Below are 26484 nucleotides of genomic sequence, written 5' to 3' on the forward strand. Positions count from 1 at the left end.
GTTTTAATGATTAAATGGAAGAGAAACAAGCCCGGATGGGCTTTTCTTTTATTTTATGGAAATTCGCAATATAGCAATTATCGCTCACGTTGACCACGGCAAAACCACTCTTGTGGACGCTCTTATGAAGCAGTCAGGCAACAGCGCGTGGGAAAGCATGGATTCAAACGCCCTTGAAAAGGAGCGTGGCATTACCATTTACGCGAAGAACGCTTCCCTAATTTACAAAGGCACCAAAATCAACATCGTGGACACGCCGGGGCACGCCGATTTCGGCTCTGAAGTGGAGCGAGTTCTCCGCGCCATTGATACGGTTCTTTTGCTTGTTGACGCGCAGGAAGGGCCGATGCCACAGACCCGTTTTGTTTTGAAAAAGTCATTGGAACTCGGACTTAAACCGATAGTAATACTTAATAAAATAGACAAACCGGCGGCGCGCCCCGCGGAAGTTCACGATGAGGTCTTGGAACTTTTCATTGACCTTGGCGCGACGGACGACCAGCTTGACTTCACGACAATTTACGCCATTGGTAAAGACGCGGTGGCAAAGAAAAAACTTGAAGATGATTTTAAAGACCTTTCCCCTCTTCTTGAAACCATACTTGAGGAAGTTCCTCCCGCCACGAAAGACATTGAAAAACCTGCGCGTTTCCAGCCATTTAACTTGGCTTATGACAACTTTCTGGGACGGCTGGCCGTCGGCAGGATTTATGAAGGCAAAGTAAAGCCGGGAATGACTCTGACGGTAAAACATCCGGATAAGAATCCGTGGACAGGCAAAGTTACGAAGCTCTACACATTTGAAGGCACCACGAGAACAGAGGCGAAAGAAGCGCTCTCCGGAGACATAGCGTTGGTGGCCGGATTTAAGGATATTTTTATAGGAGACACTCTGTGCGAAGACCCCGAAAGCGTCCCTTTGCCCGCTATTGCCGTGGACGAACCGACAATATCTCTAAACTTTTTGGTAAACGACTCACCTTTCGCTGGAAGAGAAGGAAAGTTTGTGACAGGAAGACAAGTCCGAGAACGACTGGAAAAGGAGCTGGAAATAAACGTGGGATTAAAGGTTGATTTTTCCGCTGGCGACTTTTTTAAGGTCTTTGGCCGAGGAGAACTGCACGTCGCGGTGCTTTTGGAAAACATGCGGCGGGAAGGATACGAATTGCAGGTTTCAGAACCACAGGTTATCACAAAAGAACAAGACGGCATTATTCTTGAACCGTTTGAAGAAGCCATAATAGACGCGCCCCATGAATTTTCCGGCGAGATTATAAGCAAACTTTCAATAAGAAAGGGTATATTGACTGACCACAAAGAAATGGGTAGCCGTTCGCGGTTGGTTTTTGAAATACCGACCCGCGGACTTCTGGGATTTAGAAACGAATTTATAGTGGACACCAAAGGCGAAGGTCTGCTTTCTTCGCGTTTTGTCGCCTTTAAAGAATACGCTGGAAACATAAAAAGACACTCTTTCGGTTCTATGGTTTCCATGGCCTCCGGCAAGGCCTTGGCTTTTTCGTTATGGAACTTGCAGGAAAGGGGTTCACTTTACATCGCTCCGGGAGAGAACGTTTACGAGGGAATGATAATCGGCAACGTAACAAAAGGCGACGACTTGGACGTAAATCCGACCAAAGGCAAACAGCTTTCAAACGTGCGAGCTTCCGGCTCTGACGAGGCGATAATGCTTGTTCCCCCTCTTTCTCTTTCCATAGAACGCGGACTTGAAACAATGTCCATTGATGACTACTTGGAAATCACCCCTAAAAATATCCGGCTTCGCAAGAAATATCTGACCAAAGCGGAGAGAGGAAAAAACAAAACAACAACCACGCGGGAGTAGGCTCGCGCGCGGAGGATATGAATTAAGAATTAGATAAGATTTAGGATTTAGGATTTACGAATTAAGATAATTTTCAATTTTCAATTTTCAATCAAATCCCGAAATTTTCAATGCATCAAATTCGTAAGCAGTGTTCGCCCCTCCTTGCTTGCTTTCTTGTTTGAAAATTGATTTATTGAAAATTTATTGAAAATTGCAAAATTGCAAAATTGAAAATTCTCTTATTCCTTATTCCTAAATCCTATTCATCAATGTAAGCGGTTACGCGAAACTTGTACCGTCCCCACGACATTCTCCCACACAGTGGTATAATGATTCAAAGGAATCATGCCAATGACAAAGGAGATTGAACAACTGAAAAAATACGTAAGGGCAACCAATTATCTCGTGGTAACCCAGCTCTATCTTCGTGACAACTTTCTACTGAAAGGCCCTCTTTCAGAAACCGACATCAAACCGCGTCTTCTCGGCCACTGGGGCACATGCCCGGGTATAAATTTCGTATATGCTCACCTGAACCTCCTCATAAAAAAGACAAAAGCCGATATTCTTTTCATCCTGGGACCGGGACACGGCTTCCCCGCCCTGCAAGCCAATTTGTTTTTGGAAGGAACCTTGGAAGAAATTTACAGCGAAGCCAAAAGAGATGAAGGAGGCATTGCCTACGTATCCAGAAAATTCAGCACGCCTTACGGCTTTCCGAGCCATTCAAACCCCGAAACCCCCGGTGTTATTTTAGAAGGAGGAGAACTCGGCTACTCTCTCTCTACCGCTTATGGTGCTGTTTTAGACAATCCCGACCTTATTGTCGCCACATTAATCGGAGACGGAGAAGCTGAAACGGGGCCTCTCGCTACCGCTTGGCATATAAACAAATTCATAGACCCCGCGACAAATGGGGCTGTTTTGCCTATTCTCCATTTAAACGGCTACAAAATATCAGGTCCAACCGTTTTTGGAAGAATGAGCGACAAAGAATTGATTTCCCTCTTTGAGGGTTACGGCTACGAACCGATAATAGTGGCCGAAGAAGACAAAGGAGACATCTACTCCCAAATGGCCGGCGTTCTTTCAAACTGTTATCAAAAAATCAGAATGATACAAAACGAGGCAAAAGAAGGAAAAAAAGACCTGCCTCGCTTCCCCATGATAATACTGAAGACCCCAAAGGGCTGGACCGGCGTTGAGTCGTTTAAAGGCGAAAAATTGGAGGGGAATTGCGCTTCCCACCAAATAATTCTTAAAAACGCGCGCGAACGACAAGACGAGCGTCGGCTTTTGCGTCAATGGTTAGCTTCTTACAAATTTCAAGAGTTATTCAGTCCGGAAAAGGGTTTTTCAGAAGATATTTTAGACGTTTGCCCGCCACCCGAACTGCGCATGGGTAAAAACAAACACGCGAACCAAGACGAAGAAAAGGCCGTTTTGGAACTTCCTGAAACAGAAGAATTCGCGGAAGACGCCCGAAAGCCCGGCACGATAGGTTCAAGCAGTATGCGCCGAGCAGGACTGTTTTTGAAAGAAGTATTTCGGAAAAACGCGGATAAAGCGAACTTCAGATTATTCTCTCCCGACGAAACATATTCAAACAAACTTGACGCGGTATTTGAAGAAACAGAACGCGCTTTTGTCTGGCCGACCAAGGAATGGGACAAAGACATCTCCCCCGAGGGCAGAGTGATTGAAATGCTCAGCGAGCATTCACTACAGGGACTCTCCCAAGGTTACATTTTAACGGGCCGGCGAGCGGTTTTCGCTTCCTATGAAGCTTTTATTCAAATTGTAAGCAGTATGGCCGACCAGTATGCCAAATTCCTGCGGATAGCTCGGGAAGTGGCGTGGCGCAAAAAAATCCCCACATTTGTATACATTCTGACATCTTCCGGATGGCGACAGGAACACAACGGTTTTTCACACCAAAACCCTGGATTTGTGAGCAATATGCTCGCGAAACACGGATGTTTTGTGAAAATATTTTTCCCGCCCGACGGAAACAGCATGCTTGAAACGCTTTCCGCCTCCCTGAAAAGCACCGGTGAAATTCACGTTTTGGTGGCCGGTAAAACATTAGAACCGCGATGGCTTACTACTGAAATGGCCCGAAAAGAACTTTTGAGAGGACTTATGATTTGGGATTTTGCCAGTGATGAAAACCCTGACATCGTCCTTTGCGGTATTGGGGACTATCTTACCAAAGAGGCCTTGGCCGCTCTTTCAATCATAAAGAAAGAAGTCCCGGACCTGAAAATCCGTTTTGTTAATGTTTTGGAACTCACTGCTTTGGGCATCGGAGATGAAACTTGCCGTCTGCCCTTCCACGACTTCAATGACTATTTCACGAAAGACAAACCTGTCATTTTCAATTTTTACGGCTACCCCGAAGCCGTATCTTCCATGCTTATACACCAGAGCAATCCTTCTCGCTTCCGAGTCAACGGCTATATAGAAAACGGCTCCACCACGACGCCCTTTGATATGCACATAAGAAACAAGACAAGCAGGTATAATATAGTAATGCAAGCAACGGAGGTCTTGGCGGACAACGGCAGAATAGCCCAAAATTCGGCTTCTGAAATCATTGAAAAGTACAAGAAGAAAATTTCAGAGCATCGTGTTTTTATTAAGGAAAACGGAGTTGATCCCGAAGAAATAGAAAAATGGACATGGAAAAAATAGTTATCGCGGTTGATACTGGAAGCGCTTCCAAAAAATACGCCCTCTATAAAAATCAAGAAGAGGTCGGAAGTTTTCATGCGGAATCAATAAAAGGAGAATTTTTCGCGAACCATAAGTCAAAAAACGGGCAAGTGAAAAGAATAGCTCTTTCGGAGGGCCAATACAAAAAAGCCATTCTAATATTTTTATCGGAGATGACGAACGACAAAGAAATTCCCGATTCGTTTTTTCCAGACGCGTTTGGCATTCGCACGGTCGCGCCGAGGCCGGCACTGCTTCCGACAAAGATAATAGACAGTCAATACATGGAAGAACTTGAAGTTGCTAAACAAACGGACCCCGTCCACGTCAATATTGAAATTGAAGAAATAGAAACGCTAAAAAAGGAGTTTCCCAATACTCCCCTCTACGGCGTCTCCGATAGCGCTTTCCACGACAGCTTGCCGGATGTGGCGAAAATTTACGCTTTGCCAAAGGAGATGCGAGAACGGTTCCCGCGCCTCGGATACCACGGACTATCGGTGCAATCGGCCGTTTTAAAGGCGGAGAAAATTTTGGGTGGCAGACCGGATAAATCAATAGTAGTTCATCTGGGAGGAGGAGCCAGTATCACTGCCGTAAGAGGAGGTAAAAGTGTTGATACTTCTATGGGTTTTACACCCCTTGAAGGTCTGCCCATGAGTACCCGCGTAGGTGATATAGGAGCAGGCACGGTGCTTCAAATCGGTCAGCAGGACAATTTATCCCATGACGATTTAAAAGACATTTTTTGGTACAAGTCGGGACTTTTGGCTCTTGGAGGAAGCGACGACATGAGGGAACTTATTGACAGGTTGCAGGAGGGAGACGCGGACGCGGAACTGGCCGTTGATTTTTACTGCTATAATATTAGAAAATACATCGGCTCTTACTTTGCCGTTTTGGGCGGGTTGGACGCTCTTGTATTCACCGGTACCATCGGCGAACGTTCCGATTTTTTGAGGACGAAAATCTGCGAAGGACTTCTTCATCTGGGGGTGGAAATTGACGAGAGTAAAAACAAGGAAAATGTTACGGATACGCCGATAGGCAAAGGAAAAGTGTCGGTTTTAGTTGTGGCAACCGAAGAAATGAAGATGCTGGCCGATGAAGTATTAAATCGTCTTTAACAATTAACAAAACTTGGCATGTCGGCCAAGCATTATAAAAATAATTTATTAAAATGGTAGGAAATAAATTGCAAAAAGTTTCTTTGATTCTTCTACGTGTGGCGGTTGGTTGTCTTTTCTTTTACGCAGGAATTACAAAAATCTTAAATCCACAGTGGAGCGCCGCGGGATATTTGAATAACGCTCAAACTTTTCCGGAGCTTTTCAAGTGGTTCACAAATCCTGACATATTGCCTTTTATAAACATTTTAAACGAGTGGGGCCTGACTTTGATAGGAGTCGCTTTGATTTTGGGCGCCTTTACAAAATGGGCTTCTTGGGGCGGGCTCATGCTTATGATTCTTTATTACTTCCCCGTCCTGACTTTCCCCTACGCGGGCGACCATTCCTACATAGTGGACGAACATATAATTTACGCTCTGGTATTTCTTGTCCTCATAGCTTTCCGCGCCGGCAGGTACTGGGGAGTGGATGGAATGTTAAACAGGTAAGCCCCCACAACCTTGCCACAGGGCGTTAAACCTGCGTGGCAAGAGGAAGCGGTGTGCTCCATGCTCTTTGCCCTACGCGAAGCACAGGGCATTAAGGTGTGGGGGTAAAACTTACGACACTAAACACATGTCCATATCAAGCGGTACCCATGTGGGTACGAGTCAAGAGTTAAAGAGGGGGATAATGTTTATCACTGAATATTTTAGTGTTCAGAACTGTCGCAAATTTTTTAGTTTGCATGGCGACCGACTTGCCTGCTATCGCCAAGCTTTAGCTTTGGCAGAGGGGTGCTCGGGAGGCGAAATGACGGACGCGCACAGTAGCGGATATATTAAAAAAACACTAAAATCCACAACAAATTAGGACTCGCCCGGGCATAATACCAAGAAGTTCTGCTCGCGAGACCGAACGAGATAGTTTTATTGCATAGAGTATCGCAATTATTGTCTATTGACTGGACATTGTATATAATGTAATCGATGAAATTTCCTCGCTCAAAAAAGCTTATTTTTGTAAATAACAAAGGAGGAGTCGGCAAGACGACTTTGGCTTTTAATTGCGCCGTTTCGTTTGCCAAAGAGGGATACAAAACCGCTCTTATTGACTTGGACCCGCAATGCAACCTTTCCCGTCTGGCCATGGGTGAAGAGTATTACGCGGAAAACCTTTTTTCAGAAACAGAAAAAACCATATATGATGTCTTGCGGGGCGTGATTGAAGGCGGTAACGATATAAATCTTGCCGTAAAGTTCCTTCCTGTTAAAGCGAATAAAAATCTTTTGCTCCTCAAGGGCGATATAAATCTTTCTGTCTACGAAGGTTTGCTTTCAACCGCTTATGGGCAAGCGGCTTCCGGACAGCCAATCGGGTATTTTCAAACAAGCGCCATCGATCGGTTTTTACGAGAAAAAGGGTTAAGTGAACAGATAGACATTTTTATCATTGATACCTCGCCAAGTTTAGGATTGCTAAATCAGATGATTTTACTCGGGGCAGATTATTTTGTCGTGCCAATGATGCCAGACGCTTTTAGTGTTCAAGGTGTCGAAAATTTAGGAACTGTTTATGAAAAATGGAAAATACAATGGCGAAATTCCGCCAAAGCGCTGGCAGGCAACACCGAGACAAAATTGGTGTTACCCGGAGACCCTCTTTTTATAGGATACATCGTTAATTCATATAATGTTTACGGCAGACAACCGATTGCTGACCATCGCGCGTGGATTGAAAAAATTCCAGGAAAAGTGCGAGCTTATCTTTCGGAAAAGCATTGTCGGAATGGACTTGTGGAGGAAAGTTGGAAAAACCCATTAAATATAATTCAGGATTATGGCAGGATTCCGGCTAAGTGCCAAGAACTTGGGGTTGCGATTTTTGCTCTTGACCCCTCGCTAATAGCCGATAACCAACAAGGCACGAAAGAAAATATAGAAAAATCAAAAGAAGAATTTGCTATTCTATCGAAAAATATTTTGAAGGTTCTTTCGGCCTACTGAACAATTTTTTTGGGCTTAACAGCCATTTCGTCGGTATAGACAAAAGGTCAAAACAAAAAACAAGTATGAAGATAAGCTTTACAAAGGAGCAGTATTGGAATTTGATTCGTGCCGTATATATGGCGGACTGGATGGCTAACGCGATTTGCGAATCAGATATGAAGAAGGATAGTAAAATCAAAGAAATTCGAGATTATGTGTTTTCTTTTGCGAAGGAAATGGGATTTGAGGACTATGTGGAATATGACGAGGAGGCAGGCAAGTATTATTCAACAATGGACATGGATGATGAACCTGCAACTCGAAAATTGATAGAGCGGTATGACGAGCACTCTGCGTGGGACGAGATCAGTTCATGGCTTGGCGAGCGAGATTTTCATATAAAATATTCACAAAAGGAGCTTGAAAAGATGACCGACGAGGAACGATTCACAAGACGTATGGAATGCGAAATTGTATGGGAAGTGGAGTTTGCAAAGCATGGGATTGAGAGGTTGAAGGCGGATGAAAGTAAAAATTAAAATTCTCTCTGTTTAATTCTTAACCCTTATCTCCACTATAAATCTTAAAGACGACTCCTTGGATTAAGAGACAACTCCGTAGTGTTTCAAACCCTCCAGAATACCGGAAGAATAGTTGCCGTTGCCGTATTTACCGGAGGCAATATATAAAAGCTCGCCATAACCCTTCTCCCGCGTGAGAAGACGCGCCTTTTCCTTTACTTCTTCGGGCGCGTTAGCCACGACTATCGCTTTATAACCGAAAGTCAAAGGCAACAAGTCGTTGCCACTATCGCCACAGTAAAAAACCGCTTCTTTTTCAACGCCAAGTTTCAGACGCAAAAACTCCAAAGCGGTGACTTTTGTCGCGCTTTCGGGCAAAATATCAATAAGTCCGACATCGTTTTGCAGAGGGTCAATACTCCAAATCACATCGGCCGGAATTTCAATATCGGCCAAGGACTTTCCTATTTTTCTTAGGATTTCCTCCTTTTTATCCTTTTCTTTCAGGTAAAAACTTACTTTAAACTCATTCTGCTTCCAGCCCTCTTGAAGTTCCAAAAGGTCTCTCATGCCAACCATTTCCACTATTTTGTCCCTGTTCCAGTTTTGAGTTTTTTTTCGCACGTACTCGCTCCAATCCGAAAGCGGAATCATCTTATCCCCTTTCTTCTCATACATCACAGTACCGACTTCAGCCAAAAGAAAATCCGGCAACTTTATGCCATATTTTTTCACCGCGTCCAAAACCAAATTCAAGTCACGGCCGGTGACATAGGCCAATACGAATTTTTTTTCGGAAATCTTCGCAAACAACTCTGAAACGGTGCCGTCATACGGTTCTTTTCCGTTTGGCAAAAGAGTGCGGTCAAGGTCGGTTGCAAGGATAAACATGAACAATAATAAATTAGGCCTTTAAAATAATCTTTTGCCATTAACCACTCCTTCGTAAGCGATAATATACGCGGCCGCGGAAAAGCCATGCCTCATAATCCCCTTCGGCTCAAATGTTTTTCCGCTGTAATATTCCGGAAAAATGTAACCGTCTTCTTGCAGTGTCCGAGCAAATGCCTCAAGTTTTTTCTCGCCTTCTTTTTTAGGAAAAGAAGAAACGAAAAAACCGTGGACCAAAGGCCAGAGACCGCCGTTTTGATATTCGTGCGGGTCGTTGCGAAATTCAAAAATGGCGCTTCTTTTCAAATGGTCCCAATTATGATCGCCCTGAGATATAACGGGGTGAAAAGAAGGCATTATGGGAAAAACATTGTGTTTGGCCAATTCTACCAGCTTTTCCCTGATTGCCACATTCTCCTCGTCCGGAGCGATATCGGAAAGCAAGAGCAGTCCGCAAGCGAACGTGTCAACGTGAAAACGTATGCTGTGATTGGAAAAATAAGCTACAGGAAGAGGTGGCTTGTATTCTTTGAGCCCAATCTCGTAAAGAGCTTTGTGGTAAACATGACTGCCACCCGAATATTCGGCCTTCGGCAAGAAATTCACCTTTATAAGTTCTCTGACATAGTCCTTTTTCTGGGTTGTGGCCGGGTCCTCCGTGCACTTGGAATAAAAAGTCAGGGCGAAATAGTAAAGAATTTGATCGTATAAAACATAGCCGTGATTTATATATTCGTCCGCCCAGTCGCCACCTTGCGGAATATATAAAAAACCTCTGCCGTTTAGCTCCAGACATTTCAAATAAAAAATGCTTTTTTCAATTGAATCTTTAAATTCAATAAAAAATGCCTTGTTGCCGGTAATAAGCGCCATCTGGCAAACGCCGATGACATACCACAATGTCGCGTCAATCCTACCCACGGTCGTTCCGTAACTGACCTTCCCCTCCTCCACGGAAACATTGCTCGGTATTCTGCCCGTTTCGTCCTGAAACTTCCTTAAAGTTCTTAGAGAATTTTCAAAAGCAGTTATAAGGGCGCTATCTCCGCAAAACACGCCGGAAAGTCCGGCGATAATACTGTCGCGCGCCCATACGCGCTTATAGTTTGTCGTATCCTGCATAGAGGCCACAAAACCGCTTTCGGTGGCTAAGGTCTTTAAAAGCTCTTTGCTTTTTTCGTATGCCTCCCCAATTACTTCCATGCCGTTATTGTAGCATTTATGACAGGAACTTTTCCACATCCGGCTGTCCTTCGGGTAAAAAATACTGAAAGTATTCATGGGTCTGTTACCGAATATCCATTTTGGCTGATTTATCCAAAATTCGGCTACGGCTTGTTTCAAATTTTTGGCCAATACTTCAGAGCATAAGCCATAAATTTGAAACTTCGCCTCGCACGAATTTTGAAAAAATCAACTCAAAAGCCTATTCGGCAACAGACCCTTTATGGAAAATTTTTGGCAGCTGTGAATTACAAAATACCTGGCTTTACCCCCCCACACGGAAAGCTCCCAAAAAAGTGACCGCTCCAAGGGCGCTTGCCCGGTCTTAGTCACTTTTTTGTGACTTTCCTCGTGGGGGGGGACGCCTGCCGTATTTTGTAATTCAATAAGGCAAGGTGTAGAGGGGAGGGGGTTTTTTGACGTCTGCTGACGAAAAAAACCCCGTACGAGAGCCGAGGCGTCTCGTACGGGGCTTTTATCTTGCATAGATTACATTGTCTGCCCTCCCATTGCCGGCGCGTCTGAATTTGATTTGCAGGCGCGACATGTGGCTTTGTGAGTAAATACTTCCACCAAAGCCGCGACACCTACCAAAATGTAAACGACTCTTGCGGGCATTTCACCAAGGTAAGCGACGATGTCCCATCCTCCTATTCCTATAAGTCCCCAGTTTAAACCTCCGACAACAAGAATAATGAAGCTGATTATATGAAGTCCTTTCATATTTATGCTTTGAGTTCAAAAACAGGTCTCGCAATAGAAATCCTATTTCATAACTCAAAGTTCCGTTAAATTTAAGCTAATAATTTCGACTACTATTATGCAACTTATTATATCGTATCAGTCAACCGAGTAATCCACAGTTCTTTGAGTTACGAAACTCGCTTCCGATGGATTTCTTTTCAATTTCGAGCGAGGCGAAGCAAAAATTATGAGGCATATACAGAGTATCTGTTGAATAATTTTTGCAAAGCCGTAGCCGAAATTGAAAAGAAAGACGCGGATTTGGAGTTTCGTAATTCAAAGACAAATAAAAAGATCTGATGCTACGCATAGCATCAGATTTTTTAGGAATTTTCAGTAGCCAATATTTGGGCTTTTACGCGCATGGTGGCCACAACGGCGTCCCTTGCCTGCTCTTCCAATCGCATTGTTATAAAACGAATAGTGTCTTTGAGATTCGGTATTTTGGTATTTTCCAAGGCGCTTGCTCGGCGACGAGTTTTTTCTATTTCAATGGCCAAATTTTCAAGGGTCTTTTCAAGTTCGGCGAGTTTGACAATTTCAAGCAAGGCAGAGTCAAGTTTTAAAACCGAAGTATCCATGTCGGCGCCGGTTTCGCTAAAACCGTAAGAAAAAAGCCGTCCTTTTTTAGAAACCGAAAAATTCGGAGTCGGCACGGACATTACCGTTTCGCTTTTTGCAAAAATATTCAACACGATATTGGGCAGAAGAAAAGCGCCGGCTATTGATGTCTCCGGCATGGCGGAGCTACCTCTCACATATAAACGAAAAACTTCTCCCATTTCTCTTTCCACTCTTTCGCGAAGCGATTTAACTTCTCTGACGGAACTCATGAATTTTTTCATAAGCCCGTCTCGCTTGTCTTTTAATAGTTTGTGCCCCCTCCCCGCGACTTTAAGCTCGCGTTTTAGATTGAGAAGACTTATTCTGGTGGGATTAACCTTTAATATCATAGAGTGTGTAACATGTAACATTTAACATTTTGACGGATGCCGAATATTCAATCCGCGTATTTATGTTCCGTGTTCCATGCTTAGTGTTACATATATTTCAGAACCATATCCGGCTTCACGCGTTTGAGGCTCTCTTTTGGAAGCATTTTCAAAAGTTTCCACCCCAAATCAAGGGACTGTTCAATGCTTCGGTCTTCCCTCTCGCCTTGATTTATAAACTGACGTTCAAATTCTTCAGCAAAACGAATATGAGCGCGGTCGCTCTCCGAAAGAGAAGCTTCGCCCAAGACAACCGCCAACTCTCGGGCTTCCCTACCGACAGCATAGGAGGCAAACAACTGGTCTTTTACTTGGGCGTGGTCTTCTCGGGTCTTCTTCCCCATAACGGAATTGGCAAGACGAGAAAGAGAACCCTGCACGTCAACCGGAGGGAAAATGCCCTTGGTGTTTGATTCGCGAGAAATTATAAACTGGCCCTCGGTAATGTAACCGGTGAGGTCCGGAACAGGATGGGTCTTGTCATCATCAGGCATGGTAAGAATCGGTATTTGGGTGATGCTTCCTTTTTTACCTTTTACTCGTCCCGCCCTTTCATAGATGGTTGAAAGGTCGGTATACATATAACCGGGAAATCCTCGTCTGCCGGGGACTTCTTTTCTGGCCGAAGACACTTCACGAAGGGCTTCGCAGTAATTTGTCATATCGGTCAAAATAACCAAAACATGCATGCCTTGTTCAAAAGCGAAATATTCGGCCGCCGTGAGGGCCAAACGCGGGGTCATGATGCGTTCCACCACTGGGTCGGCGGCGGTGTTTAGAAACAGAACGCTTCTTTCCAAGGCGCCCGTAGCTTCAAATTCCTTTTTGAAATAAGCGGCTTCTTCAAAGGTAACGCCCATGGTGGCGAAAATAATGGCAAACGCTTCGCCGGTCGTCACTTTGGCTTGGCGAGCGATTTGCGAAGCCAGACGGGCGTGAGGCAAACCGGAGCCGGAAAAGATCGGGAGCTTTTGACCGCGAACCAAAGTGTTCATAACGTCAATGGAAGAAACACCCGTTTGGATAAAGTCGTTCGGAAATTCCCGACTCCACGGGTTCAAGGCGGCGCCGGCGATGTCCAGTTTTTTGTCCGCTATCACTTCCCCGCCGCCGTCTATGGGCGCGCCACCGCCGGAGAAAACCCGACCGAGCATGTCGCGAGACAGACCGATTTTGGCGGTTTCACCCTTAAAACGAACCTTGGCGTTTTTGGTCTCCACTCCCCTTGTCGGCTGAAATAGTTGCACCACCGCCTTGCCTTCCATAGAATCCAAAACCTTTCCAAGACGGGGATTTTTCTCACCCGGTATCGTAACCTCCACAAGCTCTTCGTAGCCCACGCCGTCAATTCCGGTCACAATCAAAAGAGGGCCGGAAACTGATTCGGCTGTTTTGTACTCTTTTAGTGAGTGACTTTTTTCAAGCGACATATTTGACATAATGTTAACTTAAACTATTAGTTGGATTAGGCGGACTTTGTTTATTTCTTCAAAACGCCGATTTCCTCCCGCGCTCTCTTTCTGTACGTTTCGTATCTGTCCATTGCGTTTACCGCGAATGTTTTAAGCAAAGACAGTTCTTTGACGGACGGGATTTGCAAAAAATCTTCAAAATCAAATTCGTCTTGAGAGACAACTTTTTTACCTTCTTCGTAAACAGCGAGCATGGACGACAGGATATTGTACTGTTTAAGAGGCGGTGTGTAAGCATCCTCGGCATCAAAAGCGTTCTGAAAAAGAAAGTCCTCGCGGATTGATTTGGCAATATGCAAAGTGAGCTTCTCCTCGTTTGAAAGCGACTCCATGCCGACAAGACGAACGATTTCCATGAGTTTGTTTTCCTCTTGCATTATATTCATCGCCGAAAGACGCACTTCGGGATAGTCGTCGGCGACGTTTTTTCTCCATGAACTCTCAATATTGGGCATGTACAGGGTGTAGGAATTCAACCAGTTAATTGAAGGGAAATGTTTTTTGTAAGCCAAAGAACCGTCCAGTCCCCAGAAGGCCTTGACCACGCGCAAAGTGGCTTGGGAAACCGGCTCGGAAAGGTCTCCTCCGGGCGGAGAAACCGCCCCAATAGCGGTAAGAGCGCCCACCCGTCCGTCAGAGCCAAGGCATTTGACGAGACCCGCTCTTTCGTAAAATTCGGCGGTTCGAGAGGAAAGATAGGCGGGATAGCCCTCTTCTCCGGGCATTTCTTCCATACGACCAGAAATTTCGCGCATGGCTTCGGCCCAACGAGAAGTGGAATCAGCCATAAGAGCTACCGAATATCCCATGTCGCGGTAATATTCGGCGATAGTCATCGCGGTGTAAACAGATGCTTCGCGAGCGGCGACCGGCATGTTTGAAGTGTTGGCTATAAGCACCGTTCTTTTCATAAGCGGCTCTCCGGTGTTCGGATCGTTTAGATGCGGAAATTCTGTCAGCACTTCAGTCATTTCGTTTCCTCTTTCGCCACACCCGACATAAACTATTATCTGAGCATCGCAGTATTTGGCTATTGATTGCTGGGTTACGGTTTTGCCGGCTCCAAAGGGGCCGGGGATGGCGGCCGTTCCTCCTTTTGTAACAGGAAAGAAAGAGTCAATAACCCGCATGCCCGTAACAAGTGGCTCTTCGGGAAAGATTTTCTCCTTTTTTGGACGCGGAACACGAATAGGCCAGTATTGAAGCATGCTTATCGGCCTATCTTGTCCTTCTTCATTGGTAATGGTCGCTATTTCATCCGTTACGGTATATTCGCCCGCCGGAGCGACATATTTGAGTTTGCCGAAAATTCCGGGTGGCACCATTATCTTGTGACTTATGAAAGTCGTCTCTTGAACTTGAGCTATTATGTCCCCTTCTGAAACTTCAACTCCCGCCTTCGCGACCGGTTTGAAATTCCATTTGCGTGAACGAGAAATACCATCTGCTTCAATGCCACGAGCGATATAAACTGACTGGGATTTTTCTTCAATTACGGAAAGAGGACGCTGAATGCCGTCGTAGATGGACTCTAAAAGTCCGGGACCGAGTTCCACCGACATTGTGCGTCCGGTACCCTCCACCGGCTCGCCCGGGACAATACCGGCCGTATCTTCGTAAACTTGAATTGACACTCTGTCCTTTTTAAGCTCAATTATTTCACCCATTAACTTTTCACGACCAACACGCACAACTTCGTACATTTTCGGCGCGGGAAGTCCTTTGGCTTCAACCAATGGCCCTGAAATTCTTACTATTCTGCCTGTTTTTTCTTCTGTTTCTTTCATGTGTTTTAGCAAAAACCAAAATATTCGTACAGTATACGGATTTTTTGGTTTTAGGCAAGCCCATTTCTCAAATCTTCCGTCAATATGAGAAGCAAGTTTCGTAACTCAAAGTTACTTAATGATAGCCATTCCGACCGCCCTTTCAGCCAGCTTTTTAAGTTTTTCAATAGCTTCACCGGAAGAACCTTCAAGGCCGGGTATAGCCACTATGGCAGGTAAAGCTCCACGCGAAATTTTTTCATAATCTTCTTCCCGAATTTCACGGAGGAGCTTTTCAATTATCACAACAACGGCGTATTTAGGCGAGCCGTCTTCTCCGCTTTCCATTTTCTTTTTTATGTCGCGGATAATTAAAACGGCGTTGCCGGCGTCTTCCGCCTCAAAAATGTCGGCTCCGGTCGCCTTGAATACGGAAACGATTTTTTTAGGGCCGATGATTGCCAGTTTGTGTTCCATAAATATTTTTAAGGTCTATATCAGGACTTTCCTTAACACATCGCGTAGTTCCTTTTCCGGAAGGCCCGTCTGCTTGGCGGAGAGAACCGCGCGGATTATGTTTTCGCTGTTTTTTACCGATTCAAAATACCAGACCAAAGAAGCCACTGAGAAAACATTAAAATTGCTTTCTCTTTTTACAAATTCAAGACGGAATTCGTCAAGCTTTTTTTCTATTGGCGCGAGAGAGTTACTCTCTTCGTACCTCTCCACCGCCTGCCCAAAAAACTTTTCTCCTCCGAGACGAATCAGGGACTTCTTGCTTTCGCCTTTGTCTTTCAAAAATCGCCTTGATATTGTCCCTCCGGAAACCAACACATCCTCTTTTACAATGCTCGGGATGGCGTCAAGACGAAGAGTCGCCTTAATGTTGAAAATATCAATCAAAAGCGCCGAGTATTTTTCTATGAACAGGTCTTTGCTTCGGCTGGCGATTTCAGAAAGTTCCTTGAAATAATGTTTGTCTGTTATAAGGTCTATCATGAAAGATTCTTTGGCTTCCATCGCTTCTGTCGCGGCCGATTCCATGGCTTTTCCGAATCGGCGCATTTTCCCCGACCTGAAAGCGGTAAGAAGTTCGCGCGGGGCAAAAATTCCGAAAGGGTTAAGTTTTGAAAGTGTTTCGTCGTCTGAAAGGTTTTGTCTGACGGCTTTTATTATGGTTCTTAAGTTTGAAAAATCGTACGGAAGCCACAAAATCGCGCTTTTTTCAGGTTCCGGAGAACAAGACAATATGGCTTTTCTGGCCTCCATGGTTCCGGCTTCCAAAAGACCCTCAAATCCTGACGGTTTAAAGTTAGAGGCGTGTAAAGACAAGTACGTGTCGTGCAGGACTGCGTACGCCTCGTCTAAACTCTTGGCGCTCAAAAGACGCTCAAGCTGTGATTCGGAAAGCAGTTTGCTTGCAAGGACGGATAAACGGGAGCCGGAATAAATATAGGTGGAATTCATGTTTGGTTATTGCCGCTCATACAAAGATTTGGGCGGACCGCAAAGCACCGTGGATCGAACAAAACAACGGTATGCCAAAAAAAACGCCTGCATTTGCCCAACTACTGACCAAAAAGGATTTTCGCCATTTCAGTTTCCTTTTCGACTTTCAAACTCCGCGCGACTCTTTCTATTGAAAGGTCGTATTCAAAGTCATCTCCGGCGATTTTAAGGCCGGCTTTAAGCGACGGCTCGGCGACCGCTTCAATTTTAAATCCGGAGTTTTTTAAAGCCCTTTCTGTCTCTGAAAGACGCGACTTGGGAGAGAGGGCTTTAACGTCACCGGATATGTCTTTGGGTATCAGTGAGACAAGTTTGAAAACAAACTTTTCGTAGTCCTCGGAGGAAAGTTCGGTCACTTTTTTGGTCGCTTCGGCAAACACGCCTTCCAAAGCCGCTTTTCTGGTTTCTTGATTTTTCATTTTGACTTCAAGAACCGCTGACGCTTTGACTTTGCGTTCGTTTTCTTCAAGGGTCTGGCGGATTTCTTCGGCCATTTTTCGAGAAAAATCTTCAATCTCCAACTGCCCGGAGGCCTCTATTTCCGATGCCTTTTTCTTGGCGGAAGAAATAACCGCCTCTTTTTCAAGAAGCGCGTCATTTTCTATCTTGGATGTTAGGTCGTTTATAGACATGGAAACATTAGGCGATTAACTTATCTGGCTGTAAACCGAAAAGATACTCAAGAGGAGTGCCATTTGTGCTCGGTGTTTTTTATATGGAAGTAAGCAATATAAAGCTTATAAGAAAGCCGAATATTGCCCACGTTTCAACCATGGCGGCGAAAATCATGGCACGAGCTGTCAAAGTGTCGTCTTTTGCAATCATCACGATACCGGCGGCCGATACTCGTCCTTGATACATGGCGGAGACAAGTCCGGCAAGCCCCAAAGGAATTCCGGCTATAAGATATTGAAGGCCTTCAAAAGTTGAAATTACCGACCCTGCGTCTCCCCCGCCCAAAAGACCGGCAAAGTTTAAGATAAGAAACGCGCCGACCAGACCGTAAATACCCTGCGAACCGGGCAGGGCCTGAAGCAACAAAACCTTACCGAAAAGTTCCGGCCTTTCGCTCAAAGCGCCGGCGGCTGATTGCCCCGCGTAACCCATTCCTATAGCCGAACCCATAAAACCCAAAACGGCGGCTGTTGCCGCTCCTCCAAAAACCAAAGCTAATCCCAGTGTGATTTCCATAAATAAAAAGTTATCTTGTAATTTTTAATGACGAATTATTATTCTTCAACAACGACGTATCTCTCCTCCCTTCTGAACGGCTTAAACGGCTTTCCTGAACCGACTATAAATTTACTGAAAAATTCAACAAATTGCAAGCGGGCGCTATGGATGAAAGCCCCAAGAAGGTTTACGGCTATGTTGAAAATGTGTCCAACAATAAGGACCAAAACCATTACGACAGGCCCTACAACAGGAATCATGTCTCGCAAAAGCACGGCTATAAGGTTGACCGCGAAAGCCAAAGCGCTGGTCGCGAGACCCAAAGCCAAAATACGCGAATACGATAGGACATCGGAAAAATATCCGACCGAATCATACAGGGACATTAGCCCTTTGAAGAACTTGCCAATCAGAGTTTCTCCCTTGCGCGCCTGACTTGCCACTATAAGCCCCACAGAAATAAGCGTGGCCATGACATATAAAGATGAATTTCCTGAAATAAGGCCGAAAGAATTTGCGCCGTATAAAAGCAAAGAAACAAACGTCAAAAGCCACGGACCTTGGTCAAGAAGACCCTCTAAAAGAGCTCCGTTTTTCGCTTCCCGAACTATTTTCAAAACCAATCCAAACATAACCTGCAAAACTCCGAGTCCCAAGGAAAGCAGAAGAACCGGCATGGGAGAACCTATCGGGTCAAATTTTTGCAACGCTTGCACCCAATTCGGCATGACCTCGGGGTTTATGCCAAGGTAACCTCCAAACAAAAGCCCGAAAATGGCCGCCGACAAACCTCCCCAAAACAATAGAGTCATAAGTGGCTTTGAGTCCTTCGGCACTTCGTATTTAAGAAGAATAAACCCCAGAATAAGCGCCAAAAGCATTCCGTAACCGAAATCAGTCAAGGACAAACCGAAAAACACGAAAAAGAAAACCGAAAGAAAAAGAGTGGGGTCCAAATCGCGGTAACCGGGCAGACCATAAAGACGGGTTACCGACTCAAAGGCCTTTATAGGTCCTTTGTTTTCAATTTCAACCGGCGGTTCTTCTCCCTCCGCGAGAGGAGCTTCTTCCATTTCAAAAAATAGCGTTTCCTTGGAAATCGCCTGCTTTAAGGCCGTAATTTTTTTAGTCGGAATCCAACCCTCAAATACCAAGACCTCTTGAACCTTTGAAGAAGAGCTCAGTATGTCATGCTTTTCCTTTTTCCACCGCAAATAATCCGCCAAAATTTTTATTTCCGAAATTTTTGGCAAAAAGGAACGGACTTTTCCATCCAAAAGAGAGACCTCGTCTTTCAATTCTGCTTCGCGCTTGTGCAAGTCATGCAAATATTCTTCGGCTGATTGAGAAATGTGGGGCAGAGAAATTATCTCTAAATGAAAAGATGAAGACAAAGAAGCGGTTTTTTCCGAAAACCTGTTGAAAACCGTCAATATATGCAATGCCCCATGCGAATAACTGTGGTACACAATGTCATTTTCAGAAAGAGCGGAAACAAGGGTAACCATATCCACTTCGTCACCTTTCAAAAGAAAGGTCTTTGTCTTGCCGGTCAATAAGTCAGAAAGAGGATTTTTCAAAAATGTCCACTCGCTTGCGATAATGATTTTATCTTTGACGTCTCTAAGGGACGTTTTGGCTTTATTGATGTCCTCTTCCAAAGAAACCAATTCTTCCACAACGGTATTAAAATTAAAGTTCAAAAAAAGATGCTCCATTTTTTCCTGTTTTACGCATATTTTGTCGCCCTCAATCATCGTTTTCAGGGACTTTTTTTTGCTTTCAAATTTGGAAAGGAATTCCACGGCAAATTGCAGACGGGATGCGGCGCGGTTGAATTCAAAATCGGTTTTTTCCTCGCGGTTCAACTTTAATTCAGGAGAAATATCCGAAAACTCAACTATTCCAAGACGCTGGCATGTTTCAAAAACAGCGCCGGCGGCGCTTTTGTGAACATAAGCCCTTATTTTTTTCATTTCCACGATAGCCATAAAAATATAATCCGAATCCGCAAAGCAGAGCATCTGCCGTCTAATCACTTTGCCCTGTCGGCATATTCGCGCCTGACGCAAAAAATAATTACAGAAGCGACCGCACAATATTTTCTACCGCTTTTGCTTTGTTTTCCTCCGCCCTTTTTTCAAGGCCTTGGGCACGCTTAAAGCCCTCGGCAAGAATGTCTTTATACATCTTCTTTAGGGCTTCTTTTTGGGTGGAGAGTTGTTTGGCGCGCACGTCTTTAAACGACTCCTTGGTCTTTTCCAAACCTTCAGAGGCCTTTTTTTTGGCTTCATCAACAATCAACACGGCCTCTTGCCTACCTCTTTCAAGATTATTTTCGGCCTCTTTTTCCGCTTCTATTATTGTGTTTAAGTAAGTCATTGTTTATTGACAAGACAAACCGCCTACGCGGGTCTAAAACAGAAAGAATATTAACACATGTAGGACTAAAAAGCCACCGATTATTTATTTTTCCTGCCTAAAATTCTAACCAAATAAGCGGTAAGAGTAACGACCGCCAAAGTTATGAGGAGGGCGTAAACAAATTTTGCGCTTACGGAGTTTCCTTTTTTGGGAAAGATAAATTCAATAAAAGATTTTATGGCGTCGTTCCATGCAAGCCCTGCCACAAGCCCCAGTCCGGCTGTAACATAGCCAAGAGTTTTTTCACGAATCTCAAACGTGATGCCGGATTTTTTATCGGGATTGGCAGATTCGGCCGGTTGGTTTATCATAATTTTATTATATTTAATATAATCCGAATCTGCAAATGTGGCGTCCGTGCCAATCCGATTCGCAAATTCGTTATTAGTGGCATCCGCATAAATGCCGGATTAAGAATTATGTCTAAAATGCTTCGCACCCGATTCAAAAAGCAAATCGTCTGCCAATTTCTGCCACCACAGCGCAGGCATAGTCGCGACAAAGTCATCATTCTGGCAAAAGGCATGCCAGGCGCTCCAAAAAATCCCGAGACGATGGAATTCTGGTCCAAAAAAGGTTTTTGGGTTTTCCTGCCGAGCTACCGCGGAACATGGGAAAGCGATGGCCGTTTTTTGGCTCGTTCTCCACACGAAGACATCATGGACATAATAGACGAGCTTTCCGCCAAAAAATCTGTTACCGACTTATGGTCCGGTCAAAGTCATAAGTTGTCGGTTGTTGGCTCGGGGTTTTTTATTATAGGCGGAAGTTTTGGTGGCGGTTCGGCCATTCTTGCCTCCCACCACAAAAAAGTGGCTGGAGGCATCGCCATATCACCGGTTATTGACTGGACAAAAGACAGCACTGACGAGCCACTGGACAAACTCGGTAAATTTTTGCGCCAAGGTTTCGGTAACGCCTATCGTTTCTCCTCTGCTCACTGGAAAAAATTGTCTCAAGGCAAAATTTATAACCCTATAAAAGAAATGGACTCTATAGAAGGCGAAAAAATCTTAATCCTTCACGCAAAAGACGATAGAGTCGTGCCGTATGCGCCAAGCCGTATATTTGCCGAAAAGACAGGAGCGAAACTTATAACATTTCCTCGTGGCGGACATTTCGGCATATCGGAATCGACGGATTTGAAATTCTATAAGCACATAAAAAAGTTTATGCGTTCCCGATAACAAGATGCCCGCTTTTGCCTCTCTCCTTTCGCTCCTTCTTTTTCTCCTCTCTTTCTTTTTTATTTTTCCTGCTTTCTCTGGCTTTTTACAATTCCAATGTAACTCAAAATGCACAAGTCATGTCGCTTATTTTGTCGTTTGAGCGTTACAAGTCACGTGTTACAATATTCTTATGCTTGAAAAATTGGATTCAAAAATAATTTCCACCGCTAAACATTGTTCCATCGGCGCCGCGCGGGTGGTTCTTTTCATAATATTTTTTTGGTTTGGAATTTTAAAAATTTTCGGCTTGTCGCCCGCCGGACCAATGGTTCACGATCTTTTTGACATGACTATTTCAGTTATGTCTTTTTCAAATTTTTATTTAATGTTCGGACTGTTTGAAATGCTTATCGGCTTGCTTTTTATAACGCCTCGGGCCGAACGTCTGGCTATTTTTCTTTTGGCGATTCACATGTTTACGACCTCCCTGCCTTTGTTTATTTTACCTACAACGACATGGGCCGGTTTTTTGGTTCCGACATTAGAGGGACAATACATCATCAAAAACTTACTGATCATCGCCCTGGCAATCGGCGTAGCTGCGAATTTAAAACCTTTAACATTTAGGTTAAATTAGTGGATATCTTAAGTTGAATAATTTTTGACAAGCCCCAGCCGAAATTTAAAAGAAAGACGCGGGATTTGGGTCTCGTAATTCAAAGTCGTCAATAAAAAAACGGCTCACACTGGTAGTGTGAGCCGTTTTTTTCGCTTAGCGATTGAATTCGCGGCGCGGAGGTCTTTCCGCCATCGGGCGGGCCTCATTTACAGTAAGAGTGCGTCCTTCAACTTCTTTTCCATTGAACATGTCAACCGCCTTGTCGGCGTCGGCATCTTCCATTTCAATGAAACCAAATCCTCTTGAGCGTCCTGTCATCTTATCAGAGATGACATTAGCGGAGAGAACTGATCCTGCTTGAGCGAAAGTATCGCGCAAGCTGTCAGAAGTCGTAGTGTAGGAAAGATTTCCTACGTACAATTTCTTTGCCATATTGCTTCAATTTGAATATCTACTAACAACTCGTTCCGACCTCTCAATATGGCTACTCTACTACAAGGCAAACGCCTTTTATTACCCTCACCTTACCGAGATTAACGATATATTTAGTATAGCACATATTAAAAATAAAGCAAGTAGAAAATGGTCTCTAAAATCGCAAGCTGTAAAGGTCTTTTTCACCTTAATTACGGAAACTGACGTCTCGCAAGCCGTACTCCCCTATTTTGGTCCTTTTTATGGACAAAGCCAGAGCGTGAGTGTCCAAAGCAAGACCGATTTCGTCGGCCAATCGGCGCATGTAGGTACCGCTTCCGCAAGACACAGAAATTTTCCAAACCGGAAAAAATTGCTTTTTATTGATTTTCTCCCTCCAGATACCCAGAATTTCTTCTTGCCTGAAATCGCCTTTGACCTTGGATATACCGTTTTCAATTTTTAGCAGAAGCTCGGCGCCGGAAATTTTTGAATGTTGCAACATTTTCAAACTGTAAATCTCCACTTGCCTCTCCGGCAACTCTTCGTCAGACATTTTCCCCGCCCGAGACAAAGAGTGGAGATGTTCGCCTTTCACGGTTTTTGAAGAAAACGGCGGATACTTTTGGCTCCGTTTACCTAAAAACTTTTGAAGTATTGCTCCGCTATCGCTACCTGGCAAATTTTCAGAAATTCCGGCGACTTTTCCCAAAACATCAAAAGTGTCGGTAGAAAATCCGAAAATTATTTCCACCTCGTACTCTTTGCCCAAGGAAAGATATCTTTCCTTTTCCTTAATGCCATCTCCAACAAGAATAATCAAAAGACCTTCCGCCAAAGGGTCAAGCCGCCCGGCGTAGGTCATTTTTTCCGTAGAATATTCCGGTATTGCCTGTCTAAAACTTTTTAGACATTCAAGTGGCGTCTCACCCGGATTTTTATAGACAATGTGGACGTTTTTTGACATACTCGGTTATAGAAACTTTAGTATAGGAAAGCGGTTGAACTCCAAAAAAAGGACCAGAATGAGAAAAAGAGAGGACGTGTCGCTATTTGATTTGTTTTTTGTCCTCATGGCGATATTTCTTACAACCATATTCGTACATATGATTGTTGAAGAAACGCTATCACTCTTCCGTAGTATAATAGTGGCGATTATACTGACTTTCTTGATTTCACCTTATTTAGTAGGCCAGCGACAAGCAACTATCCAGACAAGGCGAGAAAACGAGAAACTTAGGGAAGAGCTCCGAAAGATACATCAGAAGATTGATGAAAAAAGTCAAAAGCGAGAAAAAACAAAGGACCGCGGGGAATAGGGAGTATGAATCTGTGCCGCCCGTTTGCGATAATCGCAGACGGGCGCGCTTTCTTTATAACATAAGCTCTGATAAAATACATTTCATGACTAAAAACGGCAACCTATCAACCGACTGTTATAAAGGCGTGCGAGATTTTTACCCGGAAGATATGGCCACGCAAAATTATATTTTCGGAGTATGGAAAAAGGTGGCGGAAAAATTCGGTTACGTTGAATATGGCGCGTCAATTTTGGAGCCGACCGAACTCTATGAGGCGAAATCGGGCGATGAGATAGTCGGCGAGCAAACATACAATTTCACGGACAGAGGCGACAGACGAGTAACCCTTCGTCCCGAAATGACGCCGACCTTGGCGCGCATGGTGGCCGCTCGCCGAAAGTCGCTTAAATTCCCTCTTCGCTGGTTTTCCATACCTAACCTTTTCCGTTATGAACGCCCGCAAAGAGGCCGCCGCCGAGAACACTGGCAGTTAAATTGCGACCTTTTGGGAATGGCGGGACTTGAAGCGGAAGTTGAAATAATTTCGCTGGCGCACGCCATAATGAAAGAGTTTGGCGCGACCGAAAGCGACTTCGTAATAAAAATAGGAAGCCGAAACATCCTGACTGACGAACTCGTAAAACACGGCGTAACCGACGAAGAAAGTCAGAGAAAAATAACGCGCCTCATAGACAAAAAAGGCAAGATGGAAGAAGAGAAACGTACGGAAGAACTTCGGAAACTCGGCATGGATTTTGAAATTGCCGAAAGCGAAGACATGACAAAGCTTAAGAAACTCTTAAAAGAAAAAAATGTTTTAAATACGGAATTTGACCCAAATATCGCTCGCGGTTTTGACTACTACACCGGAATGGTCTTTGAGGTTTTTGATACGCATCCCGACAACAATCGTTCACTCTTTGGCGGCGGGCGATACGACAACCTGCTTGAAATTTTCGGCGAGGAGCCAGTCCCGGCGGTGGGATTTGGCATGGGAGACATTACGATAAGAGATTTTTTGGAAACCCATAAATTGCCTCTAAAGTGACTTTTAATCTTAAAAATTCAAAACTAAAATTCCGCAATGCGAAAAGTCGTATTTGATATTGAAACTTCAAACTCATTTTCCGATGTCGGAGTAAACGACCCCGCCTCTTTAAATCTTTCCGTGGTAGGCGTTTACGATTCTGAAACTGATTCATATTCACACTATTTTCAAGAAGATTTGCCAAAACTCTGGCCTCTTTTTGAAAAGGCCGACCTTTTAGTCGGTTTTAATTCCTTGCATTTTGACTTGCCTCTTTTGAACAAATATTACAGCGGTGATTTTTCAAAGATAAAGCATATTGACTTGCTCAAAGAAATAAAAAAGTCGTTAGGGAGGAGAATAAAGCTGGACACAATAGCCGAAGCGACTTTGGGAAAGAAAAAAACCGGAGATGGGCTTGAAGCCATTACTTGGTGGAGAAACGGCCTAAAAGACAAGGTCGCGAAATATTGTGTTGAAGACGTGAAAATCACGAAAGAAATCTACGACTACGCTTTGAAAAATAAATACGTAAAGTACAAAGACGGCTTTGCCATAAAAGATTTGCCTATTGATACTACCGACTGGGAAGTCAGAGAAAATTCGGCAATGACTTTCACTTTACCGTTTTGATTTGACGATTTGTTCCGGATGAATAGCGCGAAGAATAATGCGAGGTTCTTAACTCCCCCGCATCCTTTTATTCTCCCTCCGCGCTCACCTCGCCTCACCGACCCGCCACGCTACGCCAAAGTAGTCAGCCCCAGAAGCTACAAAAGTATTATAATAACTACCGCTAAAATCAGACGGTAAATTACAAAAACCAAAAGTGTGTGCGTTTTAAGATAGCGAATTAGAAAATGGATGGCGGCAAGACCGACAAAGAAAGATGCCACCGAGCCGACAATCAGTGAAAAAGTGATATCCCCCGTACCGCCGAGTTCAATAAGTTTTTTAAGACCTGAACCGAAGAGGACGGGAAAACCCAAAAGAAACGCGAAACGAGTCGCCGCTTCTCGCGTAAGTCCGGCAAAGAGACCGCCGGAAATAGTGGCGCCGGCTCGCGACATTCCGGGGAAAAGCGAAAGAACTTGAAAAAGTCCGACGACGAAACCACGGCCGACTGTGAGCTCCCCTCTTTTCTTGCCAAACCACTCCGCAAGCAGGAAAAGAACGCTTCCCAAGATAAGCATCCATGATACCATCCAAACTTGCCGAAAAACGGTTGCCATGTAGTCCTCAAGAAAAAGACCGGCTAAAACAGCGGGTATGGTACCCAAAACAAGCGACCAAATAAGAACCTTTGACTCTTTTCTATTTCTAAGCAGGTCTTCTGTTAAAGAGCCATTTTCCAAGTTACCATTTTTTTCGTTTCCAAAAATAGACAGGAAGGCCTTCCATATATCTTGCCGAAAATAAAAAATAATGGCAAAAGAGGTGAAAAGCTGTAAAACAGCGTCATAGGCGAGAGCCGAACCGCCGTTTATTCCCAACAGCTCCCTGACTAAAATAAGGTGCCCTGAAGAAGAAACCGGAATGAATTCCGTAAGACCTTGCACAACACCCAAAACAACGCTTTCAAAAATTGTCATTAAATG

General features: G+C 44.3%; 27 protein-coding genes. 11 read left to right on the top strand and 16 right to left on the bottom strand.

The genetic code is table 11. The annotated features are described in order from the left end of the window. The first annotated feature begins 55 nt into the window (after nt 1–55). The 6 genes from typA (at nt 56) to Q8P86_01220 (ending at nt 8179) form a co-directional block, all read left to right on the top strand. A complete protein-coding gene (gene typA / locus Q8P86_01195; protein ID MDP3996294.1) occupies nt 56–1846 on the top strand; it encodes a translational GTPase TypA in 1791 nt (596 codons plus the stop codon). Between the two features lie 327 nt (nt 1847–2173). After that, nucleotides 2174–4522: a phosphoketolase family protein gene (locus Q8P86_01200; GenBank protein MDP3996295.1), complete on the top strand. Its 2349-nt coding sequence runs from the start codon at nt 2174–2176 to the stop codon at nt 4520–4522. Beyond that, complete coding sequence (locus Q8P86_01205) at nt 4510–5670, top strand: hypothetical protein (protein ID MDP3996296.1); 1161 nt, start codon at nt 4510–4512, stop codon at nt 5668–5670. Before Q8P86_01200 ends, Q8P86_01205 begins: the two co-directional genes overlap by 13 nt. A gap of 53 nt (nt 5671–5723) precedes the next feature. Then, nucleotides 5724–6161 carry a DoxX family protein gene (locus tag Q8P86_01210; GenBank protein ID MDP3996297.1) on the top strand — a complete coding sequence of 146 codons (438 nt, stop codon included), beginning with the start codon at nt 5724–5726 and terminating at the stop codon, nt 6159–6161. Between the two features lie 480 nt (nt 6162–6641). After that, nucleotides 6642–7658: an AAA family ATPase gene (locus Q8P86_01215; protein ID MDP3996298.1), complete on the top strand. Its 1017-nt coding sequence runs from the start codon at nt 6642–6644 to the stop codon at nt 7656–7658. A gap of 65 nt (nt 7659–7723) precedes the next feature. After that, complete coding sequence (locus tag Q8P86_01220) at nt 7724–8179, top strand: hypothetical protein (GenBank protein MDP3996299.1); 456 nt, start codon at nt 7724–7726, stop codon at nt 8177–8179. A gap of 63 nt (nt 8180–8242) precedes the next feature. Here Q8P86_01220 and Q8P86_01225 read toward each other — a convergent pair whose 3' ends face one another. The 3 genes from Q8P86_01225 to Q8P86_01235 form a co-directional block, all read right to left on the bottom strand. Then, nucleotides 8243–9052, bottom strand: a complete 810-nt coding sequence (locus Q8P86_01225) for an HAD-IIB family hydrolase (protein ID MDP3996300.1) — start codon at nt 9050–9052, stop codon at nt 8243–8245. A gap of 21 nt (nt 9053–9073) precedes the next feature. After that, on the bottom strand, nt 9074–10408 hold the full coding sequence (locus Q8P86_01230; GenBank protein MDP3996301.1) for a hypothetical protein: 1335 nt from the start codon (nt 10406–10408) through the stop codon (nt 9074–9076). Nucleotides 10409–10765: 357 nt separating this feature from the next. Then, nucleotides 10766–10999, bottom strand: coding sequence for a DUF378 domain-containing protein (locus Q8P86_01235; GenBank protein ID MDP3996302.1), 234 nt, complete (start codon nt 10997–10999; stop codon nt 10766–10768). A 144-nt stretch (nt 11000–11143) separates the two neighbouring features. On the opposite strand from Q8P86_01235, the gene Q8P86_01240 reads away from it, so the two are divergent. Further along, nucleotides 11144–11320 (top strand): hypothetical protein, encoded by a 177-nt coding sequence (locus Q8P86_01240; protein ID MDP3996303.1) that lies wholly within the window; start codon nt 11144–11146, stop codon nt 11318–11320. Nucleotides 11321–11343: 23 nt separating this feature from the next. Here the strand turns inward: Q8P86_01240 and Q8P86_01245 are convergent, their stop codons facing one another. From Q8P86_01245 to Q8P86_01290, 10 genes are all read right to left on the bottom strand, one after another. Then, the gene (locus tag Q8P86_01245) at nt 11344–11973 is read right to left on the bottom strand and encodes a V-type ATP synthase subunit D (GenBank protein MDP3996304.1); all 630 of its coding nucleotides are present in this window, start codon (nt 11971–11973) and stop codon (nt 11344–11346) included. 86 nt (nt 11974–12059) lie between these two features. Further along, nucleotides 12060–13442, bottom strand: a complete 1383-nt coding sequence (locus Q8P86_01250) for a V-type ATP synthase subunit B (protein ID MDP3996305.1) — start codon at nt 13440–13442, stop codon at nt 12060–12062. Between the two features lie 50 nt (nt 13443–13492). Continuing rightward, nucleotides 13493–15271: a V-type ATP synthase subunit A gene (locus Q8P86_01255; protein MDP3996306.1), complete on the bottom strand. Its 1779-nt coding sequence runs from the start codon at nt 15269–15271 to the stop codon at nt 13493–13495. A gap of 111 nt (nt 15272–15382) precedes the next feature. Further along, the gene (locus Q8P86_01260; protein ID MDP3996307.1) at nt 15383–15727 is read right to left on the bottom strand and encodes a V-type ATP synthase subunit F; all 345 of its coding nucleotides are present in this window, start codon (nt 15725–15727) and stop codon (nt 15383–15385) included. 15 nt (nt 15728–15742) lie between these two features. Beyond that, nucleotides 15743–16717, bottom strand: a complete 975-nt coding sequence (locus Q8P86_01265) for a V-type ATPase subunit (protein MDP3996308.1) — start codon at nt 16715–16717, stop codon at nt 15743–15745. Between the two features lie 101 nt (nt 16718–16818). Next, complete coding sequence (locus tag Q8P86_01270) at nt 16819–17391, bottom strand: V-type ATP synthase subunit E (GenBank protein MDP3996309.1); 573 nt, start codon at nt 17389–17391, stop codon at nt 16819–16821. A gap of 79 nt (nt 17392–17470) precedes the next feature. Next, entirely contained in the window at nt 17471–17950 is a 480-nt protein-coding gene (locus Q8P86_01275) for a V-type ATP synthase subunit K (protein MDP3996310.1), read from the bottom strand. Between the two features lie 38 nt (nt 17951–17988). Beyond that, nucleotides 17989–19923 (bottom strand): V-type ATPase 116kDa subunit family protein, encoded by a 1935-nt coding sequence (locus Q8P86_01280; GenBank protein MDP3996311.1) that lies wholly within the window; start codon nt 19921–19923, stop codon nt 17989–17991. Nucleotides 19924–20011: 88 nt separating this feature from the next. Beyond that, nucleotides 20012–20314 carry a hypothetical protein gene (locus tag Q8P86_01285; GenBank protein MDP3996312.1) on the bottom strand — a complete coding sequence of 101 codons (303 nt, stop codon included), beginning with the start codon at nt 20312–20314 and terminating at the stop codon, nt 20012–20014. Nucleotides 20315–20394: 80 nt separating this feature from the next. Then, a complete protein-coding gene (locus tag Q8P86_01290) occupies nt 20395–20667 on the bottom strand; it encodes a DUF5654 family protein (protein MDP3996313.1) in 273 nt (90 codons plus the stop codon). 108 nt (nt 20668–20775) lie between these two features. Between Q8P86_01290 and Q8P86_01295 the strand changes: the two genes are divergently transcribed. Beyond that, nucleotides 20776–21543, top strand: a complete 768-nt coding sequence (locus tag Q8P86_01295) for a prolyl oligopeptidase family serine peptidase (protein ID MDP3996314.1) — start codon at nt 20776–20778, stop codon at nt 21541–21543. Nucleotides 21544–21715: 172 nt separating this feature from the next. Next, the gene (locus Q8P86_01300) at nt 21716–22162 is read left to right on the top strand and encodes a hypothetical protein (protein MDP3996315.1); all 447 of its coding nucleotides are present in this window, start codon (nt 21716–21718) and stop codon (nt 22160–22162) included. Between the two features lie 135 nt (nt 22163–22297). On the opposite strand, the gene Q8P86_01305 is transcribed toward Q8P86_01300, so the two are convergent. Further along, nucleotides 22298–22576, bottom strand: a complete 279-nt coding sequence (locus Q8P86_01305) for an RNA-binding protein (protein ID MDP3996316.1) — start codon at nt 22574–22576, stop codon at nt 22298–22300. A gap of 190 nt (nt 22577–22766) precedes the next feature. Then, complete coding sequence (locus Q8P86_01310; GenBank protein MDP3996317.1) at nt 22767–23525, bottom strand: hypothetical protein; 759 nt, start codon at nt 23523–23525, stop codon at nt 22767–22769. A gap of 437 nt (nt 23526–23962) precedes the next feature. Between Q8P86_01310 and Q8P86_01315 the strand changes: the two genes are divergently transcribed. Both Q8P86_01315 and Q8P86_01320 read left to right on the top strand, forming a co-directional pair. Next, nucleotides 23963–24907 (top strand): ATP phosphoribosyltransferase regulatory subunit, encoded by a 945-nt coding sequence (locus Q8P86_01315; GenBank protein ID MDP3996318.1) that lies wholly within the window; start codon nt 23963–23965, stop codon nt 24905–24907. A 36-nt stretch (nt 24908–24943) separates the two neighbouring features. After that, nucleotides 24944–25519: a ribonuclease H-like domain-containing protein gene (locus Q8P86_01320; GenBank protein MDP3996319.1), complete on the top strand. Its 576-nt coding sequence runs from the start codon at nt 24944–24946 to the stop codon at nt 25517–25519. Between the two features lie 137 nt (nt 25520–25656). Here Q8P86_01320 and Q8P86_01325 read toward each other — a convergent pair whose 3' ends face one another. Continuing rightward, the gene (locus tag Q8P86_01325) at nt 25657–26478 is read right to left on the bottom strand and encodes an undecaprenyl-diphosphate phosphatase (protein MDP3996320.1); all 822 of its coding nucleotides are present in this window, start codon (nt 26476–26478) and stop codon (nt 25657–25659) included. Nucleotides 26479–26484: the final 6 nt, after the last annotated feature.

This window comes from bacterium (assembly GCA_030699905.1).
In the GTDB taxonomy this organism is placed as follows: domain Bacteria; phylum Patescibacteriota; class Minisyncoccia; order Phycocordibacterales.